13 protein-coding genes are annotated in these 16,735 nt (G+C 46.6%); 7 read left to right on the forward strand and 6 right to left on the reverse strand.

Annotated elements, in window-relative coordinates; genetic code table 11:
• Window positions 1–327 precede the first annotated feature (327 nt).
• The 5 genes from CHRO_RS14485 (at window position 328) to folP (ending at window position 8,183) form a co-directional block, all read left to right on the forward strand.
• Window positions 328–2,343: a cellulose biosynthesis cyclic di-GMP-binding regulatory protein BcsB gene (locus tag CHRO_RS14485; RefSeq protein WP_127024347.1), complete on the forward strand. Its 2,016-nt coding sequence runs from the start codon at window positions 328–330 to the stop codon at window positions 2,341–2,343.
• On the forward strand, window positions 2,340–4,637 hold the full coding sequence (locus CHRO_RS14490; protein WP_015154970.1) for a glycosyltransferase family 2 protein: 2,298 nt from the start codon (window positions 2,340–2,342) through the stop codon (window positions 4,635–4,637). Before CHRO_RS14485 ends, CHRO_RS14490 begins: the two co-directional genes overlap by 4 nt.
• A gap of 54 nt (window positions 4,638–4,691) precedes the next feature.
• Window positions 4,692–6,068, forward strand: coding sequence for a hypothetical protein (locus tag CHRO_RS14495; protein WP_015154971.1), 1,377 nt, complete (start codon window positions 4,692–4,694; stop codon window positions 6,066–6,068).
• Window positions 6,069–6,364: 296 nt separating this feature from the next.
• Window positions 6,365–7,090 (forward strand): triose-phosphate isomerase, encoded by a 726-nt coding sequence (tpiA, locus tag CHRO_RS14500; protein ID WP_071925438.1) that lies wholly within the window; start codon window positions 6,365–6,367, stop codon window positions 7,088–7,090.
• Between the two features lie 238 nt (window positions 7,091–7,328).
• Entirely contained in the window at window positions 7,329–8,183 is an 855-nt protein-coding gene (gene folP, locus CHRO_RS14505) for a dihydropteroate synthase (protein WP_015154973.1), read from the forward strand.
• A 122-nt stretch (window positions 8,184–8,305) separates the two neighbouring features.
• Here the strand turns inward: folP and CHRO_RS14510 are convergent, their stop codons facing one another.
• On the reverse strand, window positions 8,306–9,502 hold the full coding sequence (locus CHRO_RS14510; protein ID WP_015154974.1) for an extracellular solute-binding protein: 1,197 nt from the start codon (window positions 9,500–9,502) through the stop codon (window positions 8,306–8,308).
• Window positions 9,503–9,506: 4 nt separating this feature from the next.
• On the reverse strand, window positions 9,507–10,142 hold the full coding sequence (locus CHRO_RS14515; RefSeq protein WP_015154975.1) for a phycobiliprotein lyase: 636 nt from the start codon (window positions 10,140–10,142) through the stop codon (window positions 9,507–9,509).
• Between the two features lie 436 nt (window positions 10,143–10,578).
• Between CHRO_RS14515 and CHRO_RS14520 the strand changes: the two genes are divergently transcribed.
• Window positions 10,579–10,950 carry a hypothetical protein gene (locus CHRO_RS14520; RefSeq protein WP_015154976.1) on the forward strand — a complete coding sequence of 124 codons (372 nt, stop codon included), beginning with the start codon at window positions 10,579–10,581 and terminating at the stop codon, window positions 10,948–10,950.
• A 32-nt stretch (window positions 10,951–10,982) separates the two neighbouring features.
• On the opposite strand, the gene cobT is transcribed toward CHRO_RS14520, so the two are convergent.
• The 3 genes from cobT to surE form a co-directional block, all read right to left on the reverse strand.
• Window positions 10,983–12,089: a nicotinate mononucleotide-dependent phosphoribosyltransferase CobT gene (gene cobT, locus CHRO_RS14525; protein WP_015154977.1), complete on the reverse strand. Its 1,107-nt coding sequence runs from the start codon at window positions 12,087–12,089 to the stop codon at window positions 10,983–10,985.
• Window positions 12,090–12,097: 8 nt separating this feature from the next.
• Window positions 12,098–12,796: a DUF2232 domain-containing protein gene (locus CHRO_RS14530; RefSeq protein ID WP_015154978.1), complete on the reverse strand. Its 699-nt coding sequence runs from the start codon at window positions 12,794–12,796 to the stop codon at window positions 12,098–12,100.
• Between the two features lie 72 nt (window positions 12,797–12,868).
• Window positions 12,869–13,549 (reverse strand): 5'/3'-nucleotidase SurE, encoded by a 681-nt coding sequence (gene surE / locus CHRO_RS14535; protein ID WP_015154979.1) that lies wholly within the window; start codon window positions 13,547–13,549, stop codon window positions 12,869–12,871.
• Between the two features lie 193 nt (window positions 13,550–13,742).
• Here surE and CHRO_RS14540 point away from each other — a divergent pair, with 193 nt between their 5' ends.
• Window positions 13,743–15,278, forward strand: coding sequence for a SagB/ThcOx family dehydrogenase (locus CHRO_RS14540; protein ID WP_015154980.1), 1,536 nt, complete (start codon window positions 13,743–13,745; stop codon window positions 15,276–15,278).
• 49 nt (window positions 15,279–15,327) lie between these two features.
• Here the strand turns inward: CHRO_RS14540 and mnmE are convergent, their stop codons facing one another.
• Entirely contained in the window at window positions 15,328–16,707 is a 1,380-nt protein-coding gene (mnmE, locus tag CHRO_RS14545; RefSeq protein WP_015154981.1) for a tRNA uridine-5-carboxymethylaminomethyl(34) synthesis GTPase MnmE, read from the reverse strand.
• Window positions 16,708–16,735 lie beyond the last annotated feature (28 nt).

Consider the following 16,735-nt stretch of genomic DNA (forward strand, 5'->3'; position numbering starts at 1 on the left):
CTGTCGTACAGATTCAAGGAAGGCGATCGCTCGGTCGAGACAAACGCAGTGAGATTGTTATATTTGGGTAGTTGCTTTGACTGCCTATTTATTATTTAATAGCTGAATTGCTTGTTAATCTGTTGCAGACCCATATTATAAGCCACTTGTCCAACTTATTAGAATTATTTTTATATAACTTTATGTCGATTGAGACAAGCCATTATGAGTAGTGTTTCTTAACTGGTAAAACATACAAAAAATCAACAGGCGATCGTGCCAACCGATCGAAAATTAGCGAAGATTAAAAATTTTGTGAGAGATTGTGCGACCGATAGGAGAAAAGTCTTGAATAGGAAAAATAGCCGCACTGCGATCGAATTAGGGCTAAGCGCGATCGCGCCTTTGTGCTTGTGTTTGGGAGTTACTCCTACCGTGCTAGCTCAATCAGCAGAAGTCATTTCCCTAAAAACGCTCGGTTATAATCGTTCCATCGTCCTGAGCGGAGTCAATCCAGCAGTTGAAATCAGCGTTCCCGCGCCTAGAGGTGGACTTGACCCTAGTAAGAGTTTCATGGAGCTAAAGCTGGAACCCTCATCGGTACTCAACGAGAATTCTTCCGTGCGGTTGCTCGTCTATGGCGAGCCGATGAAAGTTATTTCTGTCAAATCGCTGCTAGCAAATCCGGTTGTCAAGCTACCTATACCACCTCTGCCTGCCGGAGAATCGTATATTAATGTATCGATCCAGCCCTATTTATTCATCACTAACGATACCCGCCGAGATATACCTACAGGTAATCTATTTTTAAAAGTCAATAAAGATAGTTTTTTCCAAATTACGCCACAGTATACCGATAATAGTATTGATGGCTTCTTCAAGTCTTTCTACAAGCAAATCGATCTCGTCGTTCCCAACCAGCTGAATCGCGATCGCGCCGAAGTTGCCTTGTGGCTGTACAGCGTTTTAGCCTACCAGTTTCGCGAATATCAAATTCCGATCCTCTGGCGTTGGGGTACAGCTCCCGCTACGCCTGGTTCAGCGCAAGTTGTGCTACACAACGACCCGAACGGTCCTGATGTGGAGCGACGGGGAACTGTATTGCGGGTGCGGGCAAATCCCAGAGCCGTACAGTCTCTAGCCGCAGATTTCTATCAGCCAGCTTTAGTAGGGCGGGGTTTAACGCTAGAGAGCGTCGATACCTTTAGACCGAGAGCCAATATCCAAAGCCGTTCGTTTCAAGAACTTGGCGTTCGCAACAGCGTCATCCGCATGTCTGCGGGAACGCAATCAATGCCCTTGCAATTCGATTTAGCTCAACTGGGGGGAAGACCGCAAAATTTAGATCTCGCCTTGAATGCCACTTTTACCCCTACCTACGGACAGCAGGGAGAGCGCCTCACCGCGCAAGTTTACCTTAACAATACCTTAATCCAGTCTTACAATCTTCAAGATAAGACCGTTCTAAAAACAACCCTGGCTTTGCCGACTAACCTACTACAGCGGACGAATAATCTAGAGGTGATGTTTGCCTACGCTCCCAACGAAGGCGGTGGAGCAAACAAACCCACGGGTGAAGTGATCGTTCAACTCGATCGGGAGTCGTTTTTGAGTTGGAGCGGCTACCAAGGTCCAACAGGGACTTTAAGCGATTTACCCCATGTGTTTTTGCAACCGGGACAGTTAGTTATCGATACTTCTAGACCCTCATTACTAGCCGCAACAGCTTATCTATTAGGAGCGATTAGTCGCTTGGGGCAGCAACCCGTGTTTCCTCAACTGGTAGATGCGGCATCTGTTCGAGATTGGTCGAATTTACCCAAAGATCAACTCGACAGACCCCCAACGTGGAGACTCATGGCGATCGCGCCTCAAACTCACGCTCTCCCAGCACCAGTACGGCTGAATGAAGGCACGTTTGAAATTTTCAACCCCGTCAATCAAAAGCTGTTACTGCAAGCTCAACCTACAGATCCGTTTGGAATTCTCCAATATTTTAACTATCAAAATACACCTACCCTGTGGTTGAGTTGGTGGGGGCTAGAGCCAGCGATGGCAGAACAGTTAGGACAAGCTTTGGGCGACCCGCGCACTTTGTTAGCCAGCCAGTTAGATGGTAACGTCGTCACCGCCACCGACTCGCGACGAGTCCAAATTTGGGATTTGGGCGATCGCACTCTGCAAGTTAACTACCCAGGGGCGAGAAGCTGGCAAATCTTCTGGCAGCGTTACGTCAACCCTTTAATTGTAGTCGGTTTGATCTTGGGGGGATTCGTTGCTTGGCGAATTTATCAGCGCGTCGGGCGATCGCCTGGTGCTACAGCTACAGCCGCTAATCCAGTTGAAAAAGCTAAAAAACTATGAGGGATTTTCAACCCCAAATTGAGGCTAAACTTCTAGAGTCGGGTTGTCTGACCTCGGAACAATTACAAAAGGCGATCGATTTACAAGCAAAAATTTCTTGTTCTTTAGGTAAAGCCTTATGGAGCTTGAATTTTCTGACACAGGCAGAGTTTTTGCACCTGATCGGCACTATTAGCGGACACATCTTACTCACAGATTGGTTAGTCGTCTCTGGCAGCGTCCTCGACTTTAGCATTGCCAAAACTTTTGAGCCAGCGTACTTGCGGGAGTTAGGTTTTTTTCCCTGCGCTTGGCAGGACAGCAATACCCTAGTGGTAGCCGTAGAAGAACCGAATAATATTGCGATTAGGCAAGCGATCCGCAGCCATTGGTCGCAGGTCAAAATTTACGAAGTTCTCGCTACCGAAAACCAAATTTTCAGCTTGGTATTTGAGGAAAACCTGGCTGCGGAACTACTCGACAAGGGTAGATTGACGGTAGCACAATGGCAGGAAGCCCAAGCGATTCAACAGCGTACCGGATCGCCATTGGGGGAAATTCTGCCGCGCTTGAATTATTTGCGACCGATTGACTATGTAGAAGTCCTTTCTCTGCTAACAGGTTTGAGCATTTTTTCTCGCTTAGCCGGGGCGGGAATTAGGCAAATCGACTTAAAACTCATGCACCGCTTTGACCCGCAAGTGATGATGGGCGATCGCTTCATTCCCTTGGCTTGGGTTAAACCGCACGCCCTCATGGTTTTGGTGCATGACCCCTTCGATTTAGTTGTAGAAGCTGCGATCTACGCTCAATTTCCTGGGGTGGAACTGGTTAAAGTGTTGGGGACGGAGAATGACATTACGCGAATGCTCGATACCTGTTATCGTCAAGAATTCAGCCGCCGTGCCATTTACCAACTCATGGCGCGATCGCCAAAAGACTCTGCGGCAAGGGTTTTTACCCCCGCTCAAATTGCTGTTGGCTATATTTTATTTGCCATAGTTTTATGGGGTTTGGCATTTGACTGGTGGCATACGCTAGCATTTTTAATCGCCGCCTTGAATATTTTCTTTGGCGGTGCGGTGATGTTCAAATTGATTTTGAGTTTAATTGGAGCCGCCGATCGCACTCACCAAATTACTAAAGTAGAAGTGAATTCGATCGACGAGCAAACTTTGCCCACATACACTGTTTTAGTCCCAGTTTATAACGAACCAGAGGTGACACCAATTTTAATTGATGCCCTCAGTAAACTCGACTATCCGCACGAAAAGCTCGATGTTCTACTCTTGTTAGAAGAAAAGGATTTAGCCACAATTAACGCCGCCCAAGCTGCTAATCCGCCACGCTATATTCGTTTTATTTACATTCCCGATAGCCATCCAAAAACCAAGCCGAAAGCTTGTAACTACGGTCTTTCCTTCGCCAGAGGAGAATATTTAACTATTTACGATGCTGAAGATATTCCCGATCCCGACCAACTCAAAAAAGCAATTTATGCCTTTAGAAATGGCTCGCCGGATTTAGTTTGCGTCCAAGCTGCGCTCAATTACTATAACCGCGATGAAAATTTTTTGACGCGGATGTTTACCTTAGAATATTCCTATTGGTTTGACTATCTATTACCAGGATTAGAAACTTTAGGGCTACCGATCCCCCTGGGAGGAACGAGCAATCATTTTCGTACCGATCGCCTGCGTGAATTAGGCGGTTGGGACCCTTTCAACGTCACCGAAGATGCAGATCTCGGAATTCGTGCCAGCAAGCGGGGATATACAGTAGGGGTGATTAACTCCACGACTTATGAGGAAGCTAACTGCGAGTTTAAAAACTGGGTTCGGCAGCGATCGCGCTGGATTAAAGGCTACATGCAAACATGGTTAGTCCACAATCGCGCCCCCCTTAAATCGCTACGGAAACTAGGCTTAAAAAGCTGGCTTGCCTACCAATTTTTAATTGGAGGCACGGTGCTGATTTTTCTAATTAGTCCGATCTTGTGGGTGTTATTGATCTATTGGCTTGCCACCCGCGCTTATTGGTTAGAAAATTTAATTCCTGGATGGGTTTTATATATTTCTTTATTCAATCTTAGTATTAGCAATGCTTTAGGTATATATTTGAATATGATTGCAGTATTTCGGCGACGCTACTATAAACTTTTATTGTATGCGTTGCTCAATCCTTTATATTGGCAGTTCCATTCCATAGCCGCTTATCTGGCTTTATGGCAATTGTTCGCCAAACCTTATTATTGGGAAAAAACTATTCATGGACTTAGTAAATTTACCAAAACATATTTACAATTCTCCGAGTAATCGGCTCGCCCAATCGTTGCAAAAATCAGAGGAAGGCGATCGCGCTAGCGGACTATGATAAAAAGCAAAAATAATAAAATTGGGTTAAATCAAAGTCGGGAGTCGGGAGTCGGGAGTCGGGAGTTGCTAGAAAGAAATAGGAAAGAGGATGATTCTAAATCTTCCTTGTCTCCCTTGTCTCCCTTGTCTTCATATCTCCCGCTTTTAGCGTGGATAGTTATACCCCTACTAACAATACTTTCAGGTTGTGCTTTCCAGTCGCCTGAAGTTGTTACCAACAATACGAAAACAGTAGAAGACATTACCCAAACTGCTACGTCAACCACTGCTGCGATCCCCAGAACGGTAAAGACAACTCCAGTAGATAGGCAAGTACTCCAACAGCTAGAAGGGCGACTTTACCAACAGTTGCAAGTGCTGATGGCAAAAGCACAAGGAGCAAGACCTGATGGCTATGTCTATACAGTAGACTTGAGCCAAATCCTCTACTATGCAGCTGGAAAAAAAGACTCTAGACTGTATCTTCCCTTGCGAGATTTTGCAACTCGTAACTTGATAATCGATAAAAAATCAGACCCTTACACGAAAGGATTTGTGCTTTGGCGTTATCGCGATGGTGCGCCTGCTGATGCATCGGGAACGACAGAAGCTTTACGCCTGGCAGAAAGTTTGTGGCTGGGTAGCCAAACATTAGGAGATGAAACAGATCGCCAACTGGCAATGTCGATTTTGCAAGGATATACCCGTCACGCTCAAATAGACCACGATAAATGGTTAATCCGCAACTATTTTAACTTGCAAACCCGCGCCTTTGCCAATAACTCCTTTCTCGTCGGCTACGACCCAGATTTATTGAAAATTGTCGCTCAAGTGACGGGCGATCGCGAGTTAAAGTCAGTGGCGCAAAAATCTTACGCCACAATTCGCGAAGCAGCAACCCCTTCAGGATTGTTGTATGACATCATTCAACCAGAAGTATTGACCCTAGTACCAGAACTCAAACAACTAGCAATTTTCTCTCCCAATGATGTCGTGAAGCTAGCTAATACCTGTACTGTAGCAGAGAGAGCCGTGGAGGAAGCGCCGGAAGTCGGACAGCGAGTCATCCGCTTTGCCTTAGCACGAATGCCCAATCTCAATACATATTATTACGGGCGCGATGGAGAACCAGTTATTCCACAAAAAGCAGAAATTCCTACATATGCTTGCTTGGTTAGGTTATCGGCAAAATTGAAGGAAGAAAAAGCCATGTATGCCTTCCTCAACCCCTTTGTCAACCATGCAGAGTTCATGGCACAAAACATCAACCAGTTTAGCCTTTACACCGTAGGTGAAGCGCTATTGGCTCTCCAATCAGTTTCTCAGTTCAATCCACCTGGAAGTCGCGATCGGCTCCAAAGTTCGAGCGTTTCTATGAGAGGTAGGGTATAGGGAAGGACAAGGAGGACAAGGGAGACAAGGGGGACAAGGGGGATAAGGGAGAAAGAAATTTACAATCTCCACACCCCACACCCTACACCCTATCAACACGCACCACACCCCACACCCCACACCCTTTCTTCGGGAGGGGGAGAGCGGGAGAGTGGGGGCGCAACTACCAACTACCAACTACCAACTACCAATTCCCCACACCCTACACCCTGTTTGCTGATAACTGGTCACTGGTCACTGGTCACTGTAAACTGGTGTAAACGATTTGTAGTGTCATTAGGAAAGATCGATCGCCCGTGCGGAAAATAGTTATTGCTGGCAACTGGAAAATGTTCAAGACCCAGGCAGAATCCCAAGAGTTTTTACTAGGATTTTTGCCGTACCTGGTGGAAACTCCTCCAGAAAGAGAAGTGGTGTTGTGCGTTCCTTTTACGGACTTAAGCATCATGTCGAAGAATATGCACGGTACGAGAGTACAGCTAGGAGCGCAAAACGTCCATTGGGAAGCGTCAGGGGCTTATACGGGTGAAATCTCTGCTCCCATGCTGCTAGAAGTTGGCGTGCGTTATGTTGTTATTGGACATAGCGAACGACGGCAATTTTTTGGTGAAACCGATGAAACGGTAAATTTACGGCTGAAAGCAGCTCAAAGTTTCGGTCTGACCCCAATTTTATGTGTAGGTGAATCGAAGCAACAACGGGATGCGGGCGAAACTGAATCCCTGATTTCAATGCAGTTGCAAAAAGATTTAGTGGATATCGACCAGCACAACTTGATCGTTGCCTACGAACCAATTTGGGCAATTGGTACGGGAGATACTTGTGAAGCCAAGGAAGCCAATCGCGTTATCGGTTTAATTCGCAGTCAGTTGAGCAATCCTGATGTACCGATTCAATACGGTGGTTCTGTGAAACCCAACAACATCGACGAAATTATGGCACAGCCAGAAATTGATGGTGCGTTGGTTGGGGGTGCGAGTCTGGAACCTGATGGTTTTGCTCGGATTGTCAATTACAAATAGTGTCGTACCGTAGGGGCGGGTTTTTTGAGGATGACTGTACCATACAAACATTTTTGCGGTTAAACCCGCCCTGACCTAACGTTTGGGTTGTAATTGACCAGATTAATGTCACGCAAAGACGAGCCAGCACCGTGCGGGGTTTCCCCCCGTTGAGGTGACTGGCGTAGCGAAGGCGCGAAGATAGGAAGGGTTTCCGTGGTTTGTAGGGGGGATCCTTCTCAAAAATTTTTAAGTGAAAATGGTTGTCCAAAGTTCTTTGGTTATTCGCGATCGCTCTTTTGAGTGGGGTAAGCGTACCTATATTATGGGGGTGCTGAATGTCACGCCTGACAGTTTTAGCGATGGTGGTGAGTTCGATCGCCCTAGCGCGGCTTTGGAGCAAGCGCAGCGTCTCGTAGCAGCGGGTGCAGATATTATTGATATTGGCGGGCAGTCAACTCGTCCAGGGGCGATAGAAGTTTCTGTAGCAGAAGAATTAGAACGGGTACTATCGGTGGTGCAATTGTTGCGTCCTGCAATTTCCGTGCCGATCTCTGTAGATACGACTAGAGCGGCTGTAGCTAGGGCGGCGATCGCCTCGGGAGCGGATATAGTTAACGATATTTCTGGGGGAGTGTTTGACCCAGAAATGCTGGCTACGGTGGCAAAATTGGGTGTACCAATTGTCCTCATGCATATGCGCGGTACGCCGCAAACAATGCAACAACTGACGGATTACGAGGATTTAATTGGGGAAATCTATCAGTTTCTTGAAAGTCGCGTTGCAAATGCGATCGCTTCTGGGATCGATCCTGCTCGAATTATTATCGATCCCGGGATTGGTTTTGCTAAGAAATACCATCAAAGTATCGAAATTCTGCGTCGTTTGTCAGAATTTCGCGCTCTGAATTGTCCCATATTAGTTGGCGCATCGCGTAAAAGTTTTATCGGTCATATTTTAGAGCAACCCGACCCAAAAGCACGAGTCTGGGGGACGGCAGCGGCTTGTTGCGGGGCGATCGCTAACGGTACAGATATTGTGCGCGTCCACGATGTCAAAGAAATGCATGATGTTTGTCGTGTGGCTGATGTTTTGTTTAGGAGTGAGGAGTGACTGGTGGAACCAGTGGCTAGTAGCTGGTGGAACCAGTAGTAAATAGGGTGTAGGGTGTAGGGTGTGGGGTGTAGTGAGCGGTGCGTGAATTTTGAATTGCTCCCTCAGTTCCCTCAGCTCCCTCAGCTCTCTTTCCCCTGCTCCCTGCTCCCTGCTCCCTGCCCCCTCATTTCTTGCCACAAAGCCTGATGCTGCTGTATTGCATCTGGAGTTAGGGGGCGCAAAAATTCGCTTTTGTCCAGAATATTATCATTTGGTACTAGGAGAGGGCGTAGTTCTGCTTGAATGTTCTCGGGATCGATCTGGAAGGGAATTGGTGAATTCGTTCTACCAAAGAGCAGAATTTGTCGAGCGATCTGGGGTTGCCAGCAAAAATCAATCCATTGGTATTCTAAAGCGCGATCGCTGTTTGCCTGTATCGGATTTGCCCAGAGATCTGCCCACAGTGAAGTTCCAGACTGCGGAATTATCGCCGCAATCTGACGGTGGCGTTGCATCACAGGGATGATGTCGTTTGACCAGCCTACAGCTAACCACGTATCTCCCAAAATTAATGGCTGCAAATAAGTATCCGAACTGTAAAGTTTGACCTGCGGCTGGAGGCGATTCAACTGGACGGTTAAATCTGGGACTTGGCTCGGGTTTTCCGTGTTATACGATTTGCCAAGGTATTTCAGGGTTAAGCCGATAACCTCGCGGGGATGGTTTGGTAGGGAAATGCGATCGCGCAGTTCTTCTCGCCATAAGTCTCCCCAGTCTTGCGGTTTCCAGTTTAAAGACTGGAATTTATCTCGATTGTAAGCAATGACAGTATAACCCCAACGGTAGGGGGCAGCCCAAACATCGCCTTTTGCGTCAAATTGTCCTGCTTGGTTACGCCTAACTAATTCTTGCCATCGATTCGGTAACTGCGACCATTGAGATAGTTGTGTCGGATCTAAAGGTTGAATTAGATTTTGCCTAATTGCTGCTGCAAGCCAGTAGTCGCCCACAGTTACTAAGTTAGCAGGGTTGGGATTTTGAGGTTTAAGCCATGAAGGTAGGGGAAGTTGCGATCGCCAATCTTCCTCTATTGGCTTTTGATTGTTTTGCTGCCAAGATTGCAAGCGATCGAATAGGCTACTCAGTTGTTCCACTGAGGCGAATTCTAGACTAGCAGTCTGCTGCATCTTTGTCCGAAATTTCTGCAAGACTTGATTGGGAAGCGAACCTTTGAGTAATTGTACGCGCAGTTTGGCTCGTTCTTGGGTGTTACACCCTGCGAGTAACTGACTGAGTAATAGCGTTCCCGTACTGAATAAAAACGACCTACGATCCATTTCCTTAAGCTGGTTGCTTCCGTTCCACCCCGAAACCAACCAAATCGATAATACTAGGTGGTTCTTCTATATTGGCAGGGCGTTGGTAAGTAATGATGGTACGCAAGCGTAAATCGGGGGTGACAATGCGCATCTGATCCACTGCTACAGAACGCTTGTAGTAAGTTGTCATTTCTAGAGTTTGGCGCGTGGGTTGGTAAGTGAAACGTCCGGCGATCGCTCCTGCTTCGGAATAGCCTTCATCTCGTAAATAAAACCCCCGAATCGTTTCTGCTGTCGAATCAACTGCGGCGGCTGTTGGTGGTGGAATTTCCTGAATTACCGTATCTGAGGTAACGCAGGTATCGGGTACGAATAAAGCTTGCAGGCTCATTGATAGAGTTTCCCCAGTTTCCGAACGAGTGTTAAAGGCGATCGCAAATCCTGGTAATGAACTATTTGCGTCAACTCTTGCTAAATCGACTTTAATTCCATTTAAGGCAGAAATAGAGAGAATTTGCTGTTTTTGCGCTATTTCTAGAGTAGATACATCATATTCGGTATACGACTTTTCTACCTGCCCTGCCAGTAGATAATGATAAGTTCGTTCGATTTTCCATTTACCCACGCAAACAGTAAAAAATTCTTCAAAATTTAGCATTTTTTTCTCAGTATAATGCGTTACGTTCTCAATATCTTCCCTTGGATAGAAGACTTATGCTTGTGGCTAAACTAAAACTTCTAAGTTAATACATTGAGTACATTGAGTGCTGTGACTGCTCTAGATGAATTGTGAATTTTTTATTGGTCGATTAAATAGATTGCTACCTGGAATATTGACAATTTGAGGCTGAAATTGAGAAAAATGTAGCATTACAGCGATCGCCCTCCTTAAATCCTCTTTTAGGCTTAAACTAAATACATATTAGCGAGAATAACACTACCAATTAGTATTTACTTTTATGTAAATATTCTGAGAAAGCTATCGCTTTAAAAGCAATTTTGTCAAAAGTTAAATGATTGATAAGTAGAGTAAACTTTGCCCAATTGTTGCATAGCATATAAGAATCAGTAAAGGCAGGCATAGAGGGTATTCAATGGAACCACTTCAAAAACAAGTCCTGATCTTGAGTAATAAAGTCGATACCCTTTATCAGGTAGTCGATCGACTCAACAGTCAAGTCTCTTCCGCGCTCACAGAGTGTCGTTTAACTCCAACATCAGCGCCAACAGATGTGATGGGAGAAGCTAACGGACGCTATGGAAATAATAGCTATAGCGCTTCCAGATCGGTGATGGAACACAAAGACGTGCTATTAGATAGCAACGAGTTAGATACCCATCTCCACAGTGGCGAAAAGGAATTAGCGCCCGAAATTCAAATTCAGCGGCTCACAGCACAGTTAACCGCAGCCTACAATCGGATAGCTGCCCTAGAAGAACAATTGCTAGCACGGAGAATTCACTAATTGGTTGCCAGTTGACGGTTAACTGTTAACTGTCAACCAATGTTATAGTTCATTCTTGCCATCAATGCTTCGATTGCTTGTAGGAGTTGAGTTTGGTTCCAGCCAGCAGTGAGGGAGGAGGCGATCGCGCAACCACCTGCGCCCATACCCTCTTTTACGTAACCTTGCTCGTAAGCGCGAAGTTGAGTATATCTGGAAGTTACAAAACTCAGCTCAGTTGACAAAAGCGTTACAGTATCTATACTGGCAGCGAGTTCAACTGTTTTCCCTGTCGGATCTTCCGCTACCCAGCGAGTAGTTCCTACAACAACAGCTTCAGAATGCCACTTGAGATGATATGCCTTGACTACAGATTGCATTAAGGCATAAACAGCTAGCATTTGCGTACCACCAGCTAAGATAACTCCTTTTGTGCGACTAGCAGCGATCGCCATTCCAGCGACAACAATTTGCATCGGGTCTCCCACCGCTGCTACGAGTACGCCAGGATCTGCTACAGGTATCCGTTCCCACAGTCCAGCACGCTGCAACCCTGCTTGGACTAACTCCCATTTTTGGTTATGGTTGCAAATCGGATGACTGCTGTTTACCTTACCAGCAGCATCAACACCCAAACCAGTTAAGATAGCGAGTGCCGTTGTGGTTCCACCCACGACACACTCGCCAATAATTAGGTAGTCGTGGGAACTTCTACCAAGACGTTCTCCCCAAACTAAACCTTGTTCCAGTAAATGTTTTACCGTTGCTAGTGGCAACGCCTCCCCTTGACTCAAACACTTGGCAGGAGTCCCGCCCAAATCGATTGTCGGTACGGTTGGCGGTTTGGGTAACCCAGCATTAAATAAATAGAGAGGAATATTCAATTTCTCCACAACAGCACGCGAGATCGCCACAGGAGAAGCCCCCGCAGGCAAGGGAGGTAAGGCGTTCTGCGGCTGAGGCTGGGGACCCCGTGCTAAAAATTCAGCATCCGCGATCGCCGTATATTGTCGATCTTCAGGAGTCAGACCAGCTGCCGAGATCCCGGGAATTAAGCCTGTTGCCGTAAATCCCAAAACACAAGCAAACGCGGGAGAACCACCCCGATACCGTTCTATCCACGCTTGCCCCTGTTTTAATTGGGTGTAAATTCGGATCATTTAACTCCTTACTCATAGTCCATTAAAACCTGTACCCAACGGGGCGGACGGGGAATTGGGTTACCAAGGCGATCGAGGAGTAACCAAGCAACGAGGTGAACGACAAATAAATAAACTAAATTGCTGACTAAAACCAGTGCTAGCGCTAAGACTTGAATCACCAGCATACTCGGTTGTAGCAACAGTCCTAGCTTGTCAAAAATCCACTCTGCCAACTCCGTGACTTCTACAATTAGATAAACCCAGAGATCGCGACCAGACCAAATCGACATTAACCAAAAGCGAAAGAAGAAACCGATCGCGCCTAAAAGAGTTCCTAAAGCAACTGAGACGATCCAGGGCGATCGCCGCCGCCAAGCAGCGCCTAATAATACTCCCATCACCCCATAGGGCATAACATACAGCAAACTGGGAATTGGACCCATCAACACTGCTAGCAGCAACCCAGAAACTCCAGCCGCCATCCATCCCGCCCTCGCACTCCATCGTAAATAGACGATTGCTACAGGGATCGCAAAGAAAATCCGCAGCAGGGGACCGAGGGGAAAATAAAAATTAATGAAATAGATCAAGCTGGCTGTACTCGCAAGAAAAGCTGTTTCCACCATTGCCAGTGGTGGGGCAGATTTCCCAGGCGATCGCTCCGATTGCTGTGAAGTCGTAAGATCGCTAGATGGGTTTTCCTGAAATGAATGGGGATCGCTCATGTACGTGTCTGAAACTTCTTCCAGTCTAATCGGTCGAATTGTAATGGGTTCAGCCTTAAGTGGGTAAAACTCTTAAAGCCTCAATAGGGTTACGGCGATTTTGCCAGAAAAACAGACATCGACATCCGTACCTGGAGCGCGATCGCGTTGGGCATATTCCCCGGCATAATAAAAGCGATCGCCTTCAATCCGATAATTGACTGGGAGCGGTTGAGTTGAAGGTTCGCAAAACACCACTTCTGGATCGGGATCTCCTGGTAGTAAGTGCGGCAAATTTACGTTCCAAAACGTGCCTGGTTCTGGCGGACGATCGAGTAGATCGGCTAAGACTTTCGCCGTCCACCTTGCCGCAGTATCCCAATCTACATTGCGTTTGCCTTTGCGGTAGTGGGAAACTGCCACCCCAGGAATTCCTTGAAATGCTGCTTCTCTGACGGCTGCAACAGTTCCTGAAATGTAGACATCAGCCCCCATGTTACCTCCAGCATTGATCCCGGAAAGCACGAATTTGACATCTTGACAGATATATGTTGTAGCTATGCGGGTACAATCGGCTGGAGTTCCGGCGATCGCATACTCGTTTTCGCTGCGACGATGAACGTGGATTGCTTGAGTTGTGGTGACTTGATGTCCGCAGCCAGATAAATGATCTCTGGGTGCAGCGACGATGACTTTGTACCCAGCCACGGCTTTTTGCAATGCCCGAATTCCTGGCGCGTCAATTCCATCGTCGTTAGTTAAAATTAAAGTCATAGCCTAAAGTTATAATTTATACTTATTTTTGCGAATAATAGCCAGCGATCGCCTAGTATAGCTGCATCATAGCTATGTTAGATGAAAGCGATCGCCACGATTTTGAGCAGTAACTAAACTAAAATGCAGGAATGAATGCGATCGCCCCTTGGAGTGCAAAGATTGAAGAAAGGAAAACTTCTGCCAGATGGCTATGCCAGAACAGTACGGATCGATCGCCCAATACTACCACGAACGCACGAAATACGACCCTGAGACGATTGCTGCTAAAGGTCAGGGGTTAGATTGGTCGAAGCAACCGTCGCCATTTAAAGAGTATAAGATCGGTACGGTTTTCGATCTCAAACCATACTTACAAGCAGATGCAGAGGCTTCAGCAGTCATTCCAGGAATTGCTTGGTGGCAGCGATTGTCTCATCTTTTACTATATAGTTACGGGATCACCGCCAAAGTTCCAACGATGATGGGGCAGCCGCTCTATCTCCGCTCTGCTCCCTCTGCTGGGGGGTTATATCCAGCCGAAGTTTATCTAATTTCTCGCGGTACGCCACTCATTCCAGCCGGACTTTACAGCTATAACCCGCTGGCTCATTCTCTCACTCAGTTTTGGGAAAGTGATGTTTGGAGCGACCTGCAAGCAGCCTGTTTTCAACATCCAGCTCTAGAAAGTAGCGAAATTGCACTGATCGCCACAGCTATATTCTACCGCTCGGCTTGGCGCTACCAAGACCGCGCCTATCGTCGCATATTTTTAGATACAGGACACCTGCTAGGTAATATTGAACTGGCTGGTGCTTTGACTAACTTCCGTCCCTACTTAGTTGGTGGATTTATTGATGCATCTGTCAGCCAAATATTATATCTCGACCCAGAACAAGAAGGAGCGATCGCAGTCGTTCCATTAATAGATTTGGCAGTACAACAATTACCTCTCAAATTACCTCTCAGTTGCACAGCCTTACCATCTGCTACCCAAGTTGAGTATCCCGAAGTTCCCGACGGCGAATTACTGGCTTACTGCCATCGAGCAACGCAAATAGACGAAGCACCAGTCGTCAAAAGCCAGGAGCAACAGGAAGTTGCTAATTTAGAAGATAAATATAACTTTCCTTTTTGTTTGAAAGTTTCAACTAGAACTAACCCGATAGATTGGGGCATAAATTTAGTCGGGTTGGAGACGACAATACTCGAACGTCGCTCCACTCGTGCTTATACTGGTGCTGAACTCACAATAGATGAGTTAAGGGTCTTGTTAGATTTCACCTATCAACCTCAGCATTACGTCGATCGAGGATTTGATGGCGATCCAGACTATTTCGACTTAAGCTTAATTGAAACATTTATTGCCGTATCTGGAGTCACGGGCTTAGAAGAAGGTTGCTACTACTACGCACCAAAAGCCCAAGAATTGCGGCAAATTCGATTTAAAAACTTTCGACGCGAATTGCACTTCCTCTGCTTAGGACAAGAACTCGGTCGGGATGCAGCCGCCGTCCTCTTTCACACCGCAGATCTGAAAAAAGCTGTAGCACGCTATGGCGATCGCGTTTATCGCTACCTACACATGGATGCAGGACATTTAGGACAAAAACTGAATTTAGCCGCTATTCGTCTCAACTTAGGTGTAAGCGGTATCGGTGGCTTTTTTGACGATCGCGTTAACGAAGTTCTTGGGATTCCGAGTGACGAAGCCGTACTTTACATTACGACGCTGGGAAGACCGAGATGAAAAAGATAAAAGTTAAAAGTTAAAAGTCAAAAATGAAGAATTCTTACATTCATTTTCCAATACAAAACTGGCTGAAAATTCGATCTAACACTGACTCCGTGACTTCTTCCCCAGTAATTTCTCCTAGTGCTTGAATTGCGCCGCGTAAGTCAATCGTCCAAAAATCGAGAGGTAACTGCTGTTCGATCGCCTCTCGTACCTGGTCTAAGCAAGTTTGCGCTCTGATTAGCGCGGCGGCTTGGCGCTGGTTAATTGCTAAATCTAGATTGGCAGAATCTACCTTTCCCGATCGCACCTTTGCCAAAATTGCTTGCTCTAAAGCATCTATCCCGCGATCGCAAGCAGCAGCCGTTGTCACTACCTGACTAATTTCGGCTGGATAATTCACTGTTTCAACCGCCGCCAGATCGATTTTGTTAATAACTAAAATTAACGGACGGTGTTTTACCTGAAGGTAAATTTCCTCATCCGCCTGAGTCCATCCCGCCGCCGCATCAATTGTCAATAAAACTAAATCGGCGGCTTGAGCGCTAGAAAGCGATCGCTCGACTCCCATTTTCTCGACTCGATCTTCTGTGGCGCGAATTCCTGCTGTATCTAATACCTGAATCGGAATTCCTCCCACGACGAGTTGAGACTCGACCACATCGCGAGTCGTACCGGGTAAATCGGTGACAATAGCGCGATCGCTACGACTCCAAGCATTCAACAAACTCGATTTTCCCACATTCGGACGACCGACAATCGCCACTTTTAATCCCGTGCGTAATAATTCGCCTTGATGGGCTGTAGCCAGAATTTTGCTGACTTCTACCTCAAATTGGGCTAGTTCTGCTCGAACTAGTGTTTCATCTAATGGTGGTAGATCCTCCTCAAAGTCAATTCTTGCCTCAATTTCTGCTAAGACATCTAAACATTTCGTTCGTAATTGACGAATTGGGTGAGCTAATTTTCCCTGTATACCTGCTAAAGCTGTCTGCGCTGCTTGCGGCGATCGCGCCCCGACCAAATCGGCTATACTTTCGGCTTGGGTTAAGTCTAAGCGTCCGTTTAAAAATGCTCTAAGTGTAAATTCCCCTGGCTGCGCTAGTTTGGCTCCTTCTGCCAAACACAACTGCAATACCTGCTGTACTGCCATAATTCCACCATGACAGTGAAACTCGACGACATCCTCTCGGGTATAGGAACGTGGAGCCTGCATGATTAGCAATAACGCCTCATCCACGAGTTGCTGTGTTTGGGGATGGCGAATGTAGCCATAGAGAATGCGGTGGCTTTCCCAGGCTTGTTTTCCAGGGGCGTAAAATAGATGATGAGCGATCGCGAGCGCTTCATTTCCCGAGACCCTGACAATGCCTACACTACCTTGTTGCGGTACTACCGCAGTGGCAATGGCAGCAATAGTAGACGACGCGATCGAATCAGACATTTATCGCCGTAACACGCAACAGACAACA

Source organism: Chroococcidiopsis thermalis PCC 7203 (assembly GCF_000317125.1).
Lineage (GTDB): Bacteria > Cyanobacteriota > Cyanobacteriia > Cyanobacteriales > Chroococcidiopsidaceae > Chroococcidiopsis > Chroococcidiopsis thermalis.